General features: G+C 39.8%; 19 protein-coding genes and 2 pseudogenes. 18 read left to right on the forward strand and 3 right to left on the reverse strand.

Annotated elements, in window-relative coordinates; all coding sequences use genetic code 11:
- Window positions 1–33 precede the first annotated feature (33 nt).
- From JCM10596_RS15895 to JCM10596_RS25955, 4 genes and pseudogenes are all read left to right on the forward strand, one after another.
- Window positions 34–639, forward strand: a complete 606-nt coding sequence (locus tag JCM10596_RS15895; RefSeq protein WP_025027982.1) for an NAD(P)H-dependent oxidoreductase — start codon at window positions 34–36, stop codon at window positions 637–639.
- Window positions 640–706: 67 nt separating this feature from the next.
- Window positions 707–2,167: a sigma-54 interaction domain-containing protein gene (locus JCM10596_RS15900; protein WP_369345660.1), complete on the forward strand. Its 1,461-nt coding sequence runs from the start codon at window positions 707–709 to the stop codon at window positions 2,165–2,167.
- Window positions 2,168–2,460: 293 nt separating this feature from the next.
- A pseudogene (locus JCM10596_RS25950) lies at window positions 2,461–3,771 on the forward strand (GntP family permease).
- 38 nt (window positions 3,772–3,809) lie between these two features.
- A pseudogene (locus JCM10596_RS25955) lies at window positions 3,810–4,593 on the forward strand (3-hydroxybutyrate dehydrogenase).
- Window positions 4,594–4,699: 106 nt separating this feature from the next.
- On the opposite strand, the gene JCM10596_RS29585 reads toward JCM10596_RS25955, so the two are convergent.
- Window positions 4,700–4,867, reverse strand: coding sequence for a hypothetical protein (locus JCM10596_RS29585; protein WP_159102365.1), 168 nt, complete (start codon window positions 4,865–4,867; stop codon window positions 4,700–4,702).
- A 251-nt stretch (window positions 4,868–5,118) separates the two neighbouring features.
- Between JCM10596_RS29585 and uvrC the strand changes: the two genes are divergently transcribed.
- From uvrC to JCM10596_RS15955, 7 genes are all read left to right on the forward strand, one after another.
- A complete protein-coding gene (uvrC, locus tag JCM10596_RS15930; RefSeq protein WP_025027987.1) occupies window positions 5,119–6,891 on the forward strand; it encodes an excinuclease ABC subunit UvrC in 1,773 nt (590 codons plus the stop codon).
- Window positions 6,892–7,051: 160 nt separating this feature from the next.
- On the forward strand, window positions 7,052–7,174 hold the full coding sequence (locus JCM10596_RS30885; RefSeq protein ID WP_267879707.1) for a hypothetical protein: 123 nt from the start codon (window positions 7,052–7,054) through the stop codon (window positions 7,172–7,174).
- Entirely contained in the window at window positions 7,162–7,383 is a 222-nt protein-coding gene (locus tag JCM10596_RS31460) for an RNA polymerase sigma factor (RefSeq protein ID WP_051541349.1), read from the forward strand. Before JCM10596_RS30885 ends, JCM10596_RS31460 begins: the two co-directional genes overlap by 13 nt.
- A 23-nt stretch (window positions 7,384–7,406) precedes the next feature.
- Window positions 7,407–7,571: an RNA polymerase sigma factor gene (locus tag JCM10596_RS31465; RefSeq protein ID WP_081792073.1), complete on the forward strand. Its 165-nt coding sequence runs from the start codon at window positions 7,407–7,409 to the stop codon at window positions 7,569–7,571.
- Entirely contained in the window at window positions 7,568–9,154 is a 1,587-nt protein-coding gene (locus JCM10596_RS15945; RefSeq protein ID WP_034681520.1) for a DUF4179 domain-containing protein, read from the forward strand. The genes JCM10596_RS31465 and JCM10596_RS15945 overlap by 4 nt, the downstream gene beginning before the upstream one ends.
- Before the next feature lie 239 nt (window positions 9,155–9,393).
- A complete protein-coding gene (locus JCM10596_RS15950; protein ID WP_025027989.1) occupies window positions 9,394–11,403 on the forward strand; it encodes a methyl-accepting chemotaxis protein in 2,010 nt (669 codons plus the stop codon).
- Between the two features lie 100 nt (window positions 11,404–11,503).
- A complete protein-coding gene (locus JCM10596_RS15955; protein ID WP_025027990.1) occupies window positions 11,504–12,487 on the forward strand; it encodes a S8 family peptidase in 984 nt (327 codons plus the stop codon).
- 104 nt (window positions 12,488–12,591) lie between these two features.
- On the opposite strand, the gene JCM10596_RS15960 is transcribed toward JCM10596_RS15955, so the two are convergent.
- Together JCM10596_RS15960 and JCM10596_RS15965 are read right to left on the reverse strand one after the other, a co-directional pair.
- A complete protein-coding gene (locus tag JCM10596_RS15960; RefSeq protein WP_148302620.1) occupies window positions 12,592–12,891 on the reverse strand; it encodes a hypothetical protein in 300 nt (99 codons plus the stop codon).
- Between the two features lie 13 nt (window positions 12,892–12,904).
- Window positions 12,905–13,168: a helix-turn-helix transcriptional regulator gene (locus tag JCM10596_RS15965; RefSeq protein ID WP_234410536.1), complete on the reverse strand. Its 264-nt coding sequence runs from the start codon at window positions 13,166–13,168 to the stop codon at window positions 12,905–12,907.
- 171 nt (window positions 13,169–13,339) lie between these two features.
- Here JCM10596_RS15965 and JCM10596_RS15970 point away from each other — a divergent pair, with 171 nt between their 5' ends.
- From JCM10596_RS15970 to JCM10596_RS15995, 7 genes are all read left to right on the forward strand, one after another.
- Entirely contained in the window at window positions 13,340–13,684 is a 345-nt protein-coding gene (locus tag JCM10596_RS15970; RefSeq protein ID WP_025027993.1) for a helix-turn-helix domain-containing protein, read from the forward strand.
- 169 nt (window positions 13,685–13,853) lie between these two features.
- A complete protein-coding gene (locus JCM10596_RS15975; protein WP_025027994.1) occupies window positions 13,854–14,162 on the forward strand; it encodes a PadR family transcriptional regulator in 309 nt (102 codons plus the stop codon).
- A 24-nt stretch (window positions 14,163–14,186) separates the two neighbouring features.
- A complete protein-coding gene (locus JCM10596_RS15980; protein ID WP_025027995.1) occupies window positions 14,187–14,729 on the forward strand; it encodes an HAAS signaling domain-containing protein in 543 nt (180 codons plus the stop codon).
- A 115-nt stretch (window positions 14,730–14,844) separates the two neighbouring features.
- Window positions 14,845–15,123, forward strand: a complete 279-nt coding sequence (locus JCM10596_RS30890; RefSeq protein ID WP_051541350.1) for an ATP-binding cassette domain-containing protein — start codon at window positions 14,845–14,847, stop codon at window positions 15,121–15,123.
- Window positions 15,120–15,764 carry an ATP-binding cassette domain-containing protein gene (locus JCM10596_RS25965; RefSeq protein ID WP_051541351.1) on the forward strand — a complete coding sequence of 215 codons (645 nt, stop codon included), beginning with the start codon at window positions 15,120–15,122 and terminating at the stop codon, window positions 15,762–15,764. Before JCM10596_RS30890 ends, JCM10596_RS25965 begins: the two co-directional genes overlap by 4 nt.
- On the forward strand, window positions 15,764–16,717 hold the full coding sequence (locus JCM10596_RS15990) for an ABC transporter permease (RefSeq protein WP_025027996.1): 954 nt from the start codon (window positions 15,764–15,766) through the stop codon (window positions 16,715–16,717). Before JCM10596_RS25965 ends, JCM10596_RS15990 begins: the two co-directional genes overlap by 1 nt.
- A gap of 188 nt (window positions 16,718–16,905) precedes the next feature.
- The gene (locus JCM10596_RS15995) at window positions 16,906–17,100 is read left to right on the forward strand and encodes a hypothetical protein (RefSeq protein WP_148302621.1); all 195 of its coding nucleotides are present in this window, start codon (window positions 16,906–16,908) and stop codon (window positions 17,098–17,100) included.
- Window positions 17,101–17,183: the final 83 nt, after the last annotated feature.

Below are 17,183 nucleotides of genomic sequence, written 5' to 3' on the forward strand. Positions count from 1 at the left end.
TACATTAATGAAACTAAAAAGGAGCGAAATACAATGAAACATTTAATTATCTATGCTCATCCTAACCCATTAAGCTTTTGCCATGCAATTCAAGAAACCGTACAGCAGACCTTACAGAGTCAAGGACATGAAGTGGTTGTCCGTGATCTCTACCAGCTTTCATTTAATCCAGTCTTAAGCGGGAGCGATTTTGAAGCTTTTTCATCAGGAACGACACTGCCCTCAGACATTCAAGCCGAACAGGACTATATTCGCTGGGCAGAGGTAATTACATGGATTTATCCTATTTGGTGGGCTGGGATGCCAGCCATGCTCAAAGGATATATTGACCGAGTATTTTCCTATGGTTTTGCCTATGCACCGGATGGAGCAGGGGGCTATCAGAAGCTCTTAGCAGGGAAAAAAGCGCTTGTGCTTCATACACAAGGTCAAGAAGAACGTTACTATGAAGAGAATGGAATGAAGAACTCTATTACACAAATCTCAGATCAAGGGATTTTTGACTTTTGCGGAATTGAAGTCCTCGATCATTTCTTTTTTGGGGCTGTTCCGTTTGTGGATGACAGCACCAGAAAGGCGATGCTAGGAACGGTAGAACAAGTGCTACATCAACACTTTGCACAAGAACTAAAAAAATAAGCGACAGGGCGATCGTCCCAGCTATGGTATAATATCCTTATTTGAGATAATGATTGAGGTGACTGGAATGAGGATGACAAAATACGGCTGGGTCTATCGTCTTTTTATATCGTTATCGAATCAAATAAAGCAGTCAGAAAAAGAGCTAGATTTAGTCAAAACCGCTTTGGAGCAAGCCTATGAAGGTGTCATTATCGTAGATGGTAGCGGAATCGTCATGTCGATGAACCAAACCTATGCCTCCTTTATTAACAAAGAACCAAAAGAAGTGATAGGGAGACATGTTACGGAAGTGATTGAAAATACGAGAATGCATATTGTAGCTAAAACAGGGAAGGCAGAAATAGCAGATGTTCAGCAAATTAATGGGCATCAGATGATCGCCAATCGAATCCCTATTGTAGTAGATGGAAAAGTCATAGCAGTAGTGGGAAAAGTGATGTTTCAAGATATTGATGATTTATTTGCTATGTATTCCAAATATGAAAAGCTAAAGAATGAACTAGAAAGCTACAAGAGAGAGTTACAGAGAAGAGTCAGCGCCAAGTACTCCTTCCAACACATTATCAGCCAAAGTGAAGAAATAGAAGCGGTGAAACTGTTGGCAAGAAAAGTTGCAAAAAGTGAAAGTACGGTTCTTATTTCAGGAGAAAGCGGGACAGGAAAAGAATTATTCGCTCATGCGATTCACCAAGAAAGTAAGAGAGCTTACGCTCCTTTTATTCGTGTTAATTGTGCGGCAATCCCTGAGTCCTTATTTGAATCGGAGTTATTTGGCTATAAGGAAGGCTCCTTTACTGGGGCAAAAAAGGTGGGAAAGAAGGGGAAGTTCTCCCTTGCTCACCGAGGAACCCTCTTTCTTGATGAAGTAAGTGAAATGCCCTTACATATGCAAGCCAAGCTGCTCCGTGTACTCCAAGAGAAGGAGATTGAGCCAGTGGGGGCAGAAGTGCCAGAACCGATTGATGTGCGAATCATAGCGGCAACCAATAAGGATCTAGCAGCTCAAGTAGAACAAGGATTGTTCAGACAGGATTTATATTATCGTTTGGATGTGATTACGCTGGAGATTCCTCCTCTCAGAGAGCGAATCGATGATATTCCTTTGCTAGCAGAGCATTTACTACAGCAACTCTCTAAAGAAATGGGGCTACATGTAGAGGGGATTGACTCTGAGGCTGTCGAGCTATTAGTAGAGTACCATTGGCCAGGGAATGTGAGGGAGCTCCGCAATATTCTAGAGAGAGCCTTACTAGTCAAGGATGGAGCTTACATTCAGAAGAAGGATATAGCCCCTTCTCTTCGGAAAAAAGAGAGGATAGAGCAAAAACATAGAAGGCTAGCTGAAGAGGTCATTCATTTTGAAGAAGGAAAGCGATTAAAAGAGATGGTCGAGGATACAGAAAAGCAGGCGATTCAATGGGCGCTTCTTCAGGAACAAGGGAACAGACTTAAGGCGGCACAGAGGCTGGGAATAAGCAAGTCTAGTTTTTACGATAAACTAGAAAAATACCAATTGGAGCGCTGAGATGCCTTTTCTCACCGCTTTTTGTTTATCTTAATAGAATGAAGGGTTTTCCTGAAAGGTGGACTTTTATTCCGAATTTGCGGAAAAAGGAAGGTTTATTCGTTTCTATTTTCCTCACCATCGTTCCTCCTTTTGATACGAGGCTCCTCATTTTAATTTTTTTCTCTTGCTACATAGCAGATTGTGCGAATAATTTCATTTTCATTGAAACAATTGGCATGAGGCTTGCTTAATAAGAAAAATGAAAACGATTAGATTTGTGGTTGGAACGTCATCTGAAGGAGGGAAAGTCGATGTTAAGTATGATTGGATTGCTTGGAGGACTGGTCTTATTAATTGTTTTAACCATGAGAGGCATGAATCTTTTGATTGCCGCTCCATTATGTGCTTTATTCTTAGCCGTTTTTAGTGGAATTCCATTGTTCCCACAGCTAGTAGAGGAAGGGCAAGCGAATTTAGTTGGGGGCTATATGACTGGATTTTCAAACTTTGTGGCAGCTTGGTTCCTGATGTTTTTGTTAGGCTCTATTTTTGGGAAGGTGATGGAGGATGCAGGGGCAGCAGACAGTGTTTCTAAATGGGTTGTTGAGAAACTGGGCATGAAGTATGCAGTGCTCGCCATTGTAACAGCTTGTGCAATATTAACGTATGGGGGAGTAAGCTTATTTGTGGTTGCCTTCTCAGTTTTTCCCTTGGCATTGAGCTATTTAAACAAGCTAACCTTCCCCGTCGATTTATTCCCGCTGCATTGGCTTTGGTTCTGTGACTTTTACCATGACCTCAGCGGGTTCTCCAGAAATTCAAAATTGGATTCCTATTCCTTACTTAGGAACCTCTCCTTATGCTGGATGGGAAGTAAGCCTCATTGTTGCTGTTTTTATGGCTGTTTTTGGCTATTGGTGGCTAAAGAAAATGATCGTGAAAGCAGTCAATAATGGAGAGAAATTTGAGGCGAGAAAAAGCGATCCGCATGTAACGGAAAGAGAATTACCGAAACCCCTAATGGGCTTAATTCCTCTTGTTGTTGTTCTCATTATTTCTTTTATTTTTCATGATAGCTTAAAGCAATCAGCGTTGATTATCGCTTTATTAGGGGGCGTAGTGGCTACATGGGCGCTCAATCGAAAATATCTCCCCAATGTGTGGGAATCGGCTTCTGCTGGAACCTTCGGGCTCTTATCGCCATAGCTAATACCGCTGCTGTGGTGGGTTTTGGTAACGTGGCGAAGCAATCGGAAGCCTTTGCCATTGCTGTGGACGCGATTACTCATTTACCAGGAAGCCCTTTAATCGGTGCCGCTATCGCCATTAGTGTGATAGCAGGAATGACGGGTTCTGCTTCTGGAGGTCAAGCCATTGCCCTTCCTATCCTAGCTCCAACTTATCTAGAGATGGGAGTGAATCCAGATGCGTTGCATCGCGTCATAGCGATTTCCTCAGGAGCCCTTGATTCTCTTCCGCATAATGGATATGTGGTAACAACCATTCGTGCGATTTGTGGGGAAACACATCAAGCAGCTTATGGTCCAGTCGCCGCAGTAACGGTGATTACACCGGTACTTGGGGTGATTATTGCCATCTTCTTATTCTCATTAGGGCTATAACTTTTTCTTTCTACTATTTCATGAGAGGTGGACCGATCATGCAGGATACAGTAAGGGATAAGATTTTATTTATTACAGGTGCAGCAAGCGGTATTGGTTTGGAAATAGCAAGAGCTTTTGCTCAGCAGGGAGCAAAGGTGGTGATATCAGATTTAAATCTAGAAGCGGCACAGAATCAAGCTGCTTTATTAGCACAACAAGGTTATCAAGCACTGGGGATGGGCTGTAATGTAACTGTAGAAGAGGAGCTAAGAGAGGCAATGGAACAAACCAAGAAACACTATGGGTGCTTGGATATCCTGATAAACAATGCCGGTTTGCAGTATGTTTCACCTCTTGAAGAGTTTCCGACTGAAAGATTTGAACAGCTTGTAAAAGTGATGCTGACCGCCCCTTTTGTGGCGATCAAGCATGCTTTTCCTATCATGAAAAAGCAAGGGTTTGGACGGATTATCAATATGGCGTCGATCAATGGTTTAATAGGCTTTGCCGGAAAAGCCGCTTATAATAGCGCCAAACATGGAGTGATTGGCTTGACGAAGGTGGCTGCCTTAGAAGGAGCGGAGCATGGTATTACGGTCAATGCCATCTGTCCAGGATATGTCGATACTCCTTTGGTTCGTAATCAATTAATGGATCTAGCCCAGACACGTCATGTTCCCCTTGAAAGTTCTTGAAGAGGTGATCTATCCTCTAGTTCCTCAGAAACGGCTGCTTCAAGTTGAAGAGATTGCTAGTTATGCCTTATACCTTGCAAGTGAGCTTGCTGGAGGGATTACAGGGCAAGCTGTTGTCATCGATGGAGGGTATACAGCGCAATAAACGATTAGAAATCCAACTCAGCAGTCGCTCATAGCGACTCCCTTGAGTTGGATTTTTTTGGATACATATTATCATGTTCTAACCGTCGGTAAGACTCCCTTATCTTCTATTTCTCTTTTTTTATTAGCAAATAGATGGCGAAAAAACCAAACAGCGTAATGAAAAGAGCCGGTATTTTCGTGCTTAAGGTTTGTCGGTTCACGACTTCTGTCATCATGTAGGCACATAAACCTAGTAGAATCACTATTTTTAATGACTTCGGTAGTATTTTCATTTTTATCTTCCTTTTCCTCGTCCACTTTCTCGTTAGTATGGCTTCGTACTTACAGAAACATTTCCAAACAATACCTCCTTCATTGTAAATCTTCATGTGGTTCTTGTTAAGTTTTTTACATTTTTGGAGGTATTTCTATAGGTCTGTCTTTCCTTTCTGGATTTCTCTAAGAGAACAAGTCATAATGGAAGGAGGAATGGGAAAGAAGAAATGGAATAAAACTGAAACAGGAAGGTGTAGGGGGAAAGGATATGTCGCAAATAAGAGAAAAATTAGCACTTCTCCCAGACAAACCAGGTGTCTACCTGATGAAGGATGAAAAGGGCACGATTATCTATGTAGGTAAGGCAAAGATTCTAAAGAACCGTGTCCGTTCTTATTTCACTGGGAGCCATGATGGCAAAACACAAAAATTAGTGAGTGAAATCCATGATTTTGAATATATCATCACTACGAGTAATCTTGAAGCTCTATTACTCGAATGTAATTTAATAAAAAAGCATACTCCTCGTTATAATGTCATGCTCAAGGACGATAAGACCTATCCCTATATTAAGTTAACGAAAGAGGCGCATCCTAGGCTAGAAATAACAAGAAAAATTCTTAAGGATAAGGCAAAGTATTTTGGACCGTATCCCAATGCAGGGGCAGCGAATGAAACGAAAAAGCTCTTAGATCGCCTTTATCCCTTACGCAAGTGCAAGACATTGCCGGATCGAGTCTGTCTCTACTATCATTTGCAGCAATGTGTAGCTCCCTGTGAATTCCCTGTAGAAGAGAAGGTCTACGAAGAGATGATTCAGGACGTGACTCGTTTTTTAAATGGGGGTCATAGGCAGATTCAGAAGGAGCTTCAAGAGAAGATGCTACAAGCCTCCGAGGAATTGAATTTTGAAAGAGCAAAGGAAATGCGTGACCTTATCCAGCAGATTGATCAAGTGATGCAAAAGCAAAACATTACTGTTAATGATTTAGTTGATCGAGATGTATTTGGTTTTGCCTATGATAAAAGCTGGATTTGTGTACAAGTCTTCTTTGTCCGCCAAGGAAAGCTGTTAGAACGGGATATTGCCATGTTTCCTTTCTACGGGGAAGAAGTTGGAGAAGAGCTCCTATCCTATATTGGACAGTTTTATTTTGAAAAAGAGCATGTACTACCTAAGGAGATTTTTGTTCCTGAACAAGTGGATAGTGAATTGCTTAGCTCCTGGTTAAAGGTCAAGGTGTATACGCCAAAGAGAGGAAGCAAGAAAGAGCTGTTGGAAATGGCCGATGAAAATGCCACCAATTCGCTAGCAGAGAAGTTTCAATTGATTGAACGAAATGAAGAACGGACAATCAAAGCTGTAGAGCGCTTAGGTCAGCTTCTGGGTATCGGACCTGCTCATCGTATTGAAGCCTTCGATAACTCCAATATTCAAGGAACAAATCCCGTTTCAGCCATGGTCATGTTCTTAGATGGCAGACCTGCCAAAAAGGAATATCGGAAGTATAAGATTAAGACGGTGATAGGTCCTGATGACTATGAATCCATGCGTGAAGTCGTTCGGCGTAGATACACCCGATTATTGAAAGAAAATCTACAGCTTCCTGATTTAATCATGATTGATGGAGGGAAAGGGCAGATCGGAGCGGCACAGGATGTGCTGGAAAATGAATTAGGACTATATATTCCTGTTTGTGGTCTAGCCAAGGATGAGAAGCATCGCAGCTCACAGCTTCTTTTTGGTTCCCCACCTGAGCCAGTAGAAATGAGAAGAGATAGTCAAGAGTTCTATCTTCTGCAACGGATTCAAGATGAAGTCCATCGTTTTGCCATTACCTTTCATAGAGAAACACGTTCTAAATCAATGATTCAATCCTCTCTTGATGGTATCCCAGGTGTTGGAGCCAAAAGAAAGCAACAGCTCTTAAAGCATTTTGGTTCCATTAAGAAGATGAAAGAAGCTCAAGTAGAGGACTTTAAAGAAATAGGAATTGGAGAAAAATTGGCACAGACTATACTGGAGCATTTACAGGGATAGAGTGGTTATCACCATACACTCTCATCCTACGATCATGCTAATAAACAACGAGCCATACTCTGCAAAGAGGGATGGCTTTTTTTTTGCTTAGATGGAACTTTTCTTATGTTTTCTTTCTCTAATTAAAAGAGAGGCAGCTTGAAAGGGGAGAAGAAAGATTGTGTTCACAGCGATACAGGAAACCAATCTGTTAGCGAAAATTAAAAAGAAAGATCTCAATGCCATCCTAGATTGGTTTGAATCAAGAAAGTCAAAATATTATAGGATTGGTTGGCTTATCTGAAAAATCATCATGATATTGAAGATGTTTTCCATAATACGATCATTAAGGTTTATGAAAAAATCGATCAGCTAAGGGAAGAGCGCTATTTTGAATCATGGGTAACCTCCATTTTTCTCAATGAGTGTAAAGCTGTTTGTCGTAAAAACAAACCTAGGCGAGTAGAAGATGTATCCACACAGAAGGGGGATCTGAATATGAAGCAAAGCTAGAAGTCTACGACATACTCACTCAAATGGACGAGAAGTACAAGGAGGTTATTATTCTAAAATATCTAGAAGGATTTTCACAGGATGAAATTTCTCGTTTGCTAGAAATTCCTATAGGAACAGTAAAATCTAGACTGTATCGAGGACTTCTATTACTTAGAAAAGCACTGGAAGGGGGTGAAAGGCTATGAGTTGTCATCATGTGCGAGAAAGACTTCTTGAGTATTGCGATGAAACATTGAGCCAACAGGAAAGAATCCTAGTAGAAGAACATCTTCAAGCATGCAGTAGCTGTCAGCAGGAACTGAAAATGATTCAGGAGCTGGAAGCAAGTATAAAGAAGGAGGAGAATCATATTTACGTACCAGATCAATTTATGAAGAACGTACGGGACAAGGTTCTCTACACAGAGCGAAAGAGAAAAAAATCTAGAAAACTCTACTCTCTCATGGGCGTAGTAGCAGCCCTTTTTATCATGTTTTTTGTGGGGAATGCGGTGGCAACGAACGGATTGACAGGTTTTTTCGATTGGTGGAAGGACTTTAGTCAGAAAGAGGATGAACAAATACAAGGGTATATTGAACAAGGCTTAAGCGAGTGGCTTAATTTAGAGGCAGAAAGCGATGGAATCAAAGTAAGGATCATCAGTGCTGTATCTGACGAGATACAAACATTTATTTATTATGAGGTGGAAAATACAAGAGATGAAGATGTAAAGTATATGATCAATTACAGCGAAGGGATCGAAGTTGAAAATCGTAATCAATATTGGAACGTAGAGAGCCATACCCCTTCTTTCCCATTTAGGAGCCATCTAAACCTGTATACGGAAGGCGAAAATGTATATAGGGGGAGATTAGGTGTTGTTCCACTTCCTGTTGATGAAGGGCATCTTGAGGTGAAAATTGATCGTTTAGAAAAAGTAAGCCATAATCTCTCTGAAGAAAAGTGGCCAAGAACAAAGAGTGATGTTGAATTTGTTGAAGGAGAGTGGAAGTTTACCATCCCACTAAAAAAACATGCCTCCATTGTATATGAACTGTCCGTAGAAACAGAGATAGAAGGGACCCCATTTTTCATTGACAAACTGGTGCTTGCCCCAACCTGCACGGTCCTCTCTTATCGCTTTCAAAATAACGATCTCGACAAAAAGATAGAACATATCCAAATCGATCGTCTGGAAACAAAACAGCGAAACGTGCCAAGCGATACATTTGGAGCACTTGGCAGTTCCCATGGAGCGAGCGGTCAGAGCGGATGGAAGTTTGGAGAAGCGTTATTCGAATCGCTGTATACAGAGAAGCCTAGGAAAGTGAATGTTATCATTGGGCTGGTTCATTATTCAGTGAAAGATCAATACCATGTGGAGCTAGACAATATAAACGACTTGCCCCTTACCTTTGAATATCTTGGAAACAAGATATCTCTTAATCAAATTGAATTAGGGAACCCAACTCGAATGGTCATGACAGAGGATCTATCCCCTAACAGAGCGTATCAACAGCTCAATTACAAGTTTTACGGAGAGAATTTGCAAGGAACATCTAGCCGAAGCGATGGGTATTTCATTGATAAACAAGGACACAAGTATAGTGTTGAGGAGTATCTATTTCGTATGGATGAATTGGAACAAGCACGGCTTTTTACAACGAAGCATCACATTGAAATCTCTGGGAAGGATGCAAGCCAGCCAGTTATTCCAAAAGAGATGATCATAGAAGGATATATGTATTCACGATTTATGGATCATGTTGTAGAAATCTCATTAGATTGATCAGCATTTCCAGCAAGATGAATCGATAGAAAAATAAAAAATACATGGGCAGAGGATTGATATAGGTTAGGAGGATAGATTCTTCCTAATCGTATCAATCCTTATTTTTATCCAAAAAACTTTTATATGTAGAGAGTGATATTTATCACCATTGTGCCGATATAATCAATATAAATCTCATCCCCACTTTATGATAGGCAAGCTATGAGTAACAAAAAAAAAGAGGAAGGAAGACCTATATGATTCAAATTCAATCCTTATTTCCCAAGTCGATTAATAAGAAATTTATTATTTTTTTCTTATTAGTTGGATTAATTCCAATGGCTATCACTTCATTTCTAGTCTATCATTCCAGTAGTAACGCAATTATTGAGAAAGAGAAAGAGATCATGCAAGGCTATACCGTTAGTACAGTATTCGGAATGGAACAATGGTTGGATAAACGTCTGGATGAGGTAAAAATAGTGGCAAATTCAGGGGCGATCCAAGAAGGAAGTTTAGAAAGTCAGCTTCAATTGATGAATGTCGTAAAAAATCAAGATCCCACTTATGAAACTGTTGTCTTTACTGGTCAAAATGGTATTGTGCAAGCACATACAACGAATGAGCACATAGGAGTCCTAGATCTTTCTAGTCGTCAGTATTTTCAAAATGGTATGGCTGGACAAGATACGATCTCAAGTGTTCTTACTTCCAATGCAACCGGAAATCGAATTGTTGTAGTCGCTACTCCTGTTGTGAGCCCTGGTGGTTCAAAGTTGGGAGTCATGTCAGCTTCAATAAATTTTGAAGAACTAATTAATCAATTTTTGCAAAGTGATCATTTTACTCAAAATCAAATCGGAAATGTGTTCATTGATGATCAAAACATTATTCAAGCCCATCCAAACAAAGAGTTCATTGGTTTATCCTTGGATGAGTCTGGAATTGAAGGAGAGCTCTTATCACTGTTTCACACTGGAAAAGAGGAAGCAGGGACTGCTTTGATAAAAATAGACGGAGAGAGCATGCTTGTAAGTTACGCACCGATCGAAAAAGCAGGCTATGGAATTTATTTTTTTACTCCCCTATCATCTATTCTGACTGTAGCCAATACGATTAGAAGTAAAACCTTATTACTTATGGGGTTATCAGCAATTATCATTACTTTATTTGCGATAATCATTGCAAGGAGCATGAGTCGCCCCATCAAATTAATTACTAGTCATGTTCAAAATATAGCTGATGGAGACTTAACGAGTGAGGAGCTTAAAGTCCAAAACAAGGATGAGATTGGAGTATTAGCGCAGAATGTTAATCAGATGGCAAACAATTTGAAAGAAATGATTGATCGTGTTAGTGATAGTGCTGACAGAGTCGCTGCTTCATCTGAGCAGCTTTCAGCAAGTGCTGATCAGGTTAGCCTCTCTACAGAGCAGGTTACTTATTCTATTCAAGAAGTTGCCAATGGAGCTGATCAACAATCTAATGGAGTCAATAAAAGCTCCCAATCTCTTAGTGGACTAAATGCTGGTGTACAACAAATTGCAAAATCATCAGCGAATATCGCCAAGGTTGCCAATGTTACAATTAAGAAAGCCGAGGAAGGCGGAGAATCTGTAATAAATAACGTTCAAAAAATGAATAAAATCCACGACTCTGTTACCCACTCTGTTACCATTACAGACATTCTTGTTGAGCGTTCAAAGGAAATTAATAATATTCTAGAAGTGATTACTTCCATTGCAGAACAGACTAATTTACTCGCATTAAATGCAGCTATTGAAGCTGCCAGAGCTGGTGAACATGGAAAAGGGTTTGCTGTTGTTGCAGATGAAGTAAGGAAATTAGCAGAAAGCTCTCAACATTCATCTAAACAAATATCTAATATTATTATAGAAATCCAAAAGGAAATGGATCAGACTAACAATGCAATGAATGGAGTCATGGAAGAAGTGAAAGAAGGTTTAATCTTAGCGAATAATACCCAAAATCACTTTCAAGAAATTATTGACGCAACAAATCAAGTCGCAGAACAAATCTCCAATATGGCTGCAACTACTGAGAAGATTTCTGCTGAAGTTGAACAAGTTTCATCTTCCTTCAATGACATTTCAAGTATAACCGACAATACAACAAAAAATGCCCAAGAGGTTGCTGCTGCTTCTGAGCAACAATTAGCTTCTATGGAGGAAATTAGCTCCTCAGCACAGTACTTAAGTCAAATGGCATTGGATCTTAAACATTTTATTAGCAAATTTAAAGTATAGGTACTATTTTTCTTGGGAAATTCAAATTTAATCTACCATTTTATTAAAAATAGTGGTAAAATAAACAATAATCTGAAAAATTTCTCAAGGAGGGGTTATCTTGAGTCAAAAACTGAGTCTGATTCCTTTTTACATTGAGAGCTTTGTTGAGCCATTAGCTGAGATTCCACAAGGAGTCACAATGTCACAGGCTCCAGAGATTTGGGATCGAAGTGAAAAAGGAAAAGGAGTCGTTGTAGCCGTCATTGATACTGGATGTGACAGCCGTCATCCTGATTTGAAAGATCGAATTATTGGTGGAAGGAATTTCACAGATGATGATCAGTCAGATGCAAACAACTTCACAGACTATAGTGGACATGGAACCCATGTGGCAGGTACGATTGCAGCTTCTTTGAATGGACAAGGAGTAGCCGGAGTTGCTCCAGAAGCGGATCTCTTGATTTTGAAAGTGTTAAGAAAGGACCCTGTTACAGGAAATTTTTCAGGAACATATGAATGGGTTATTCAAGCGATTGATTACGCAATCGAGCAAAAGGTACAGATTATTTCAATGTCCTTAGGCGGACCGTATAATCATCCTGGGCTTCATGCTGCGGTGAAACGGGCGATCAGTAAAAACATCTTGGTGGTATGTGCCGCAGGAAATGAAGGAGATGGACGCCACGATACTACTGAGTTTTCTTACCCAGCAGGCTACAACGAGGTGATTTCGGTAGGAGCCATTGATTTTGAGAAAAGGTCTGCCTACTTTACCAATTCTAATAATGAAATTGATTTAGTGGCTCCGGGGATGAACGTGTTGTCTACTTACATCGGTGGAAGGTATGCTCAAATGAGCGGGACCTCTATGTCAGCTCCTCATGTATCAGGGGCTTTAGCCTTACTGATTAACTTAGGGAAAAAAGAATTTGAAAGAGAACTGACAGAGCCAGAGCTATACGCTCAACTGATCAAACGCACCATTCCTTTAGGCTATCCTAAAACCTTAGAAGGAAATGGAAGGCTTGCCTTAGCATTGCCGGAAAAAGTAGCTGAGGTTTTTGGTCCACTAAATATGACAAATACACGCTACACTCCATAGGCTTTCCAGCTTGAAAAGCGATACCTTACCCGCAAGAGAGGGCAAAGGTATCGCTTTATTTTAATGCATTTTTTTTACAAATATAATAACGTGTCTATGAGTGCCTATGATTCCTGCTTTCTTTGAAACTCATCATATTGTTGAAGCATTTGTTTAGTAATTCCATATTTCCTTGTCAGGAATGTATACATGTCTTCAAATAATTCGTTATATACCTCCTTTAATTCTCTGCCCTTCTTAAAGGCTTCACGATAGACGAAATCTCTTCCAGCTGGAGAACAAATGGCTTGATCGATGAAATGAAGCATGACACGGTGATACTTATAAGGTACTTTTCTATAATCTCCTCGCTCAAAACGACTTCTAATAATGGTAAAGGCTTTTTTCTTAAAGCGTTTCTTCATTACGATTTCCCCTTCACTTGTCATTTTTTTTTATATCAGTCCTCTTTTTCACTTCTTTCTTTTGTTTCTTTTTAGTTAACTCCTCTTGCAAAAAAATATCATCTGGGGTCTTTCCAAACACGGCGGCAATTTTCACTGCCAAATCATAAGATAATCCTCGCTGTCCGTTTTCTATTTGCCAATAGTAAGGTTTACTTACTCCAATCATATCTGCCATTTCTTGAAGAGTTCGATTATGTGTCTGTCTCATTTGAAATAATTTTTTGCGGACCAACATCATTCCCTCCTCTCAAAGTAACCTTCTAGTTAACTATATAATAGGTTAACTACCAGTTAATGTCAAACAAAAATTTCTATTTAGTTAACTTTATTTACGTTAACAATCTGTTAACCTATAATCAAAGTATCTAATCAGTACAGAAATCACTAGAAGAGTGGGGGAGTAATGATGACCTTTTCAACTCGACTTCGCAAAGCGAGGCTAAATCGTAAGCTGACTCAAGAGCAGCTAGGCAAAATGGTCAACGTGACAAAAGTATCCATCTCTGGCTATGAGAATGGCAATCGAACTCCTGATTTAGAAACCCTGCAAAATATCGCCAATGTGCTCGACATTTCTCTGGATTGGCTGCTTTGTCGTTCTGAGGTCCAAAGCGTTAAGGAAAGTGGGGCAGAGTATGGGATTCCAGGAGAGGATCTATCTGAGGATGAAAAAGAGTATTTAAAACAAAGCCTAGAAGACTTCCGAAAGCTAAAAGCAAAAATTCTAGCAGAACGTGATAAACAAGAGTAAGCACCCTGACATTCGAAGGATCGAATGGCTAGGGTGTTTTTTTTTGTAGATTATCCTTCAAAAAAAAAGAAAATAATGTCGACAAAAAGATAGTGCATAGTACTTTGCAATACATAGTAGGTTGTGATATGATGTAAAAAATAGGATTCAAGTGGTGGAGGTGGGATATATTAACACTCAATTTAAGAAAGGGGTCTTAGAGCTTTGTGTTCTTTCCATCCTTAGAGAACAGGATCATTATGGCTATAATTTAGTCAAAGAGATCAGCTCAAAGTTCCCTGTAACAGAAGGAACAATCTATCCTCTCCTGCGTAGATTAACAGCTGAAGAATATGTGACCACTTATCTAGTGGAATCCGAACAAGGTCCAGCTAGAAAATACTACACATTAACAGAGAAAGGCTCTATATATAGAGATGAGCTAGCACTGGAATGGAAACAATTAGTAGACATTATTCGATATTTTAATGTGGATTAACTTTGGGGGAGAAGGAGAGTTTTTATGACAAAAAAAGATTTTTTACATCAACTAAGACGCCACTTAGATGGTCTTCCGCATCAAGAAGTAGAAGAGATACTTAATGATATGGAGGATCATTTTCATTTAGGGCTGGAGGAAGGAAAAACAGAACAGGAAATCACAAAGATTTTAGGAGATCCGATAAAAATAGCTAAAACCATCAAGCGGGATTATTTTTTTACCCATGCTACGGAGAATCATTCGTGGGTTTCTTTCTACAAAGGAGTCGTCATGGCGATGGGGTTAGGATTTGTAAATCTTTTTCTCATCTTTCCTCTTTTTCTACTAGTAGCTACAGTGATTCTAGGTTTATGGGGATCAGGACTTCTATTTATCCTTTCTTCCTTCGTTATTTTTACGAGAGTGGATGTTTTAACCGCTTTGTTTAACAGCGTGTTGGTAGTAGGAATTGGTTTGCTTTTCATCGTGATTGGTAATTGTGCAGCAATGCATTGTATCAAACTCATGTTAAAAAATGTTTCATGGAATCGATACTTATTGAGAGGTGAAAACATTGAACAATAAGAATTTATTCTTTCTTTCGTTGCTTCTTATCGTGATCGGTTTGATAGGCAGCTGGGTTTTTGGCTTTGAGGGTCTACTATCCTCAGTTTAAGAATAGAGAGGGGGAGGGAAGAGCATGAATTTACATTGCCTTGAGCTGAAAAATGTGAGTAAAAAAGTAGGCAAGACTGAGATTCTCAGGAATATATCACTTGAAGTGAGAAGAGGAGAGATCATGGGTCTGCTTGGTCCCAATGGAGCTGGAAAAACAACGCTGATGCGTCTGATTGTACAGCTCTCTAAATTGTCCAAAGGGAATATTTACATCGATGGACTAGATGTCACGGAGCATTTTGAACAAGCGATGCAAAAAGTGGGGGTGATTATTGAATCTCCCATCTGTATCCCTTCATGACAGGGACTCAGAATCTTGCGTACTTCTCTAAGCTGGGTAAAAGGCAGGTATCGGAGCAAAGGATAAGAGAGCTAGTAGAGATGGTAGGCTTAAGGAACGGAATTAATAAAAAGGTAAAAAACTATTCTCTGGGAATGAAACAGCGCTTAGGATTAGCTCAAGCCTTGCTCCATTCCCCCAGCTTGCTTATTCTTGATGAGCCAATGAATGGGCTTGATCCTGAAGGAATGGTCGACTTGCGAAATCTATTAAGAAACTTAGCCAAGCAAGGAGTGACGATCTTAGTTTCGAGTCATTTGCTAATCGAGATGCAGTCCCTCTGTGATCGAGTGGCATTTATTCAAGAAGGCAGGCTCATTAAGCTTGAGAACATCACTCACTCCTCTGTTCGAAGCAGGCTGAAAAAAATCATTTTTCAAGTTGACAGGGCTGATGCCGCTCAAAGCTGCTTGCATAATTATAAATCAGCGGTGGTCAGTGAAGTATCTGACACCTCCTTAGCTGTAACTCTAGATCCAGAGCATGTGCCTGATGTTATTGAGCGATTAGTGTTCCATCAAGTGAAAATCTATGATATGTACAAGGAAAAGGAAAACCTAGAAGAAATGTATCTAGAGATTGCCAAAGGAGGTGGGAGGTAATGTGGTTCGTTCATCTCACTCTTGGAGAACTGAAAAAATTATTTTGTCAGCGTAGACACCTTCTTTATTTGTTGATATTAACCTCCCTTATTCTGATCGTAGGTGTCATTATGAGTAGTATGCTCCACGTGACAGAGGATCTGAATTGGAGAGAGCATCTGATTCAGGAATTCATTGAGGAACAGGAAAAGCCTCAGATGGAAGTCCAAGGCTTGTATTATTCTCCTGATGTGAAATACAAGGAGTACTACCTGGAGCATGATCTCAATCCCTATTACTGGAATGCGTGGCGCTTTGTCAGCTCTGTAACGACCAATGGTTTAGATATATTTATCTCTCTTTTTGCTATTCTGGTTGCCTGTAGTATGGTTTCTAAAGAGTTTTCTTGGGGTACAATGAAAGTTCTTGCTGTGCGCCCATTTAAAAGATGGAAAATCCTGATTTCAAAATATATAGCGACTCTGATCTATACTGTACTGCTTATGGGAGTATATGCGGTGATGAGTTATTTGATCGGCGGCTTCTTATTTGATTTTGGTGGGCATGATTACGCCTTAGTGAGAAAAGACCTTAGTGGAAGCTTTTATGAAATAGCGGTCATTCAATCAGCCCTTGAAGTACTTGTCTTACGATTTTTGCCCATTTTTGTCCTTGTCACCATCGCTTTTATGCTCTCAACCATTGTTCGAAATCAAGCTATTGCCTTAGGAATTTCCATATTTACTCTGTTTGGAGGAAGTATTTTGGGAGGAGCCCCCTTCCTAGCCAAATATTCTTGGTATAAGCTCACTCTATTTCCACACTTGAACTTAGTCGCGTATATCAATGCAGATGCAGGGGTTGCTCTTCAAGATATCCCCATTCTCTTCTCCGTCATAGCACTGTTGGTGTATCTCCTGCTCTTGCTTAGTATTTCAATCCTTGCCTTTACTAGACAAGATATCAAAGCATAGATCAGACTAGAATATATTCTATAAACCCTTTCTTAATAGGGAGAAATCACTCTCCCTTTTTTTCTATTATTTTAAAAAAACAAAAAAATCAAAATTAATACTACGAATCCATTTACTCCCTTGGAAAAATAGGTTAAAATAACAATGTGAGGTTCGAATCTAGTAGAATTAGGGATTTGGGAGGAGAAATGGTAATGAATTTCAAAAAAATGTTGAAGGAAAAGCGTGTGGTGATTCCTACTGACAATCTAATGAAATCTGCAAATCCTGATGGTGGAGTTTTGGCATGGAGCGGTTATGTATTGGTTTGGAAAGCGGATTCGGACAAGCCTGAGTCTTTACAAGAAACGTTAAATGTAAGTACACCGTGCGTGGAGGCATAAGAGTTATCATTTTGAATAAAATTATTCTAAAAAAATTTTAAGTAATCCCTTGAAGGTCTAAATTATTCGAACCTCGCGCCTTT

The organism is Caldalkalibacillus mannanilyticus JCM 10596, assembly GCF_000615945.1.
Classification (GTDB): domain Bacteria; phylum Bacillota; class Bacilli; order Caldalkalibacillales; family JCM-10596; genus Bacillus_AT; species Bacillus_AT mannanilyticus.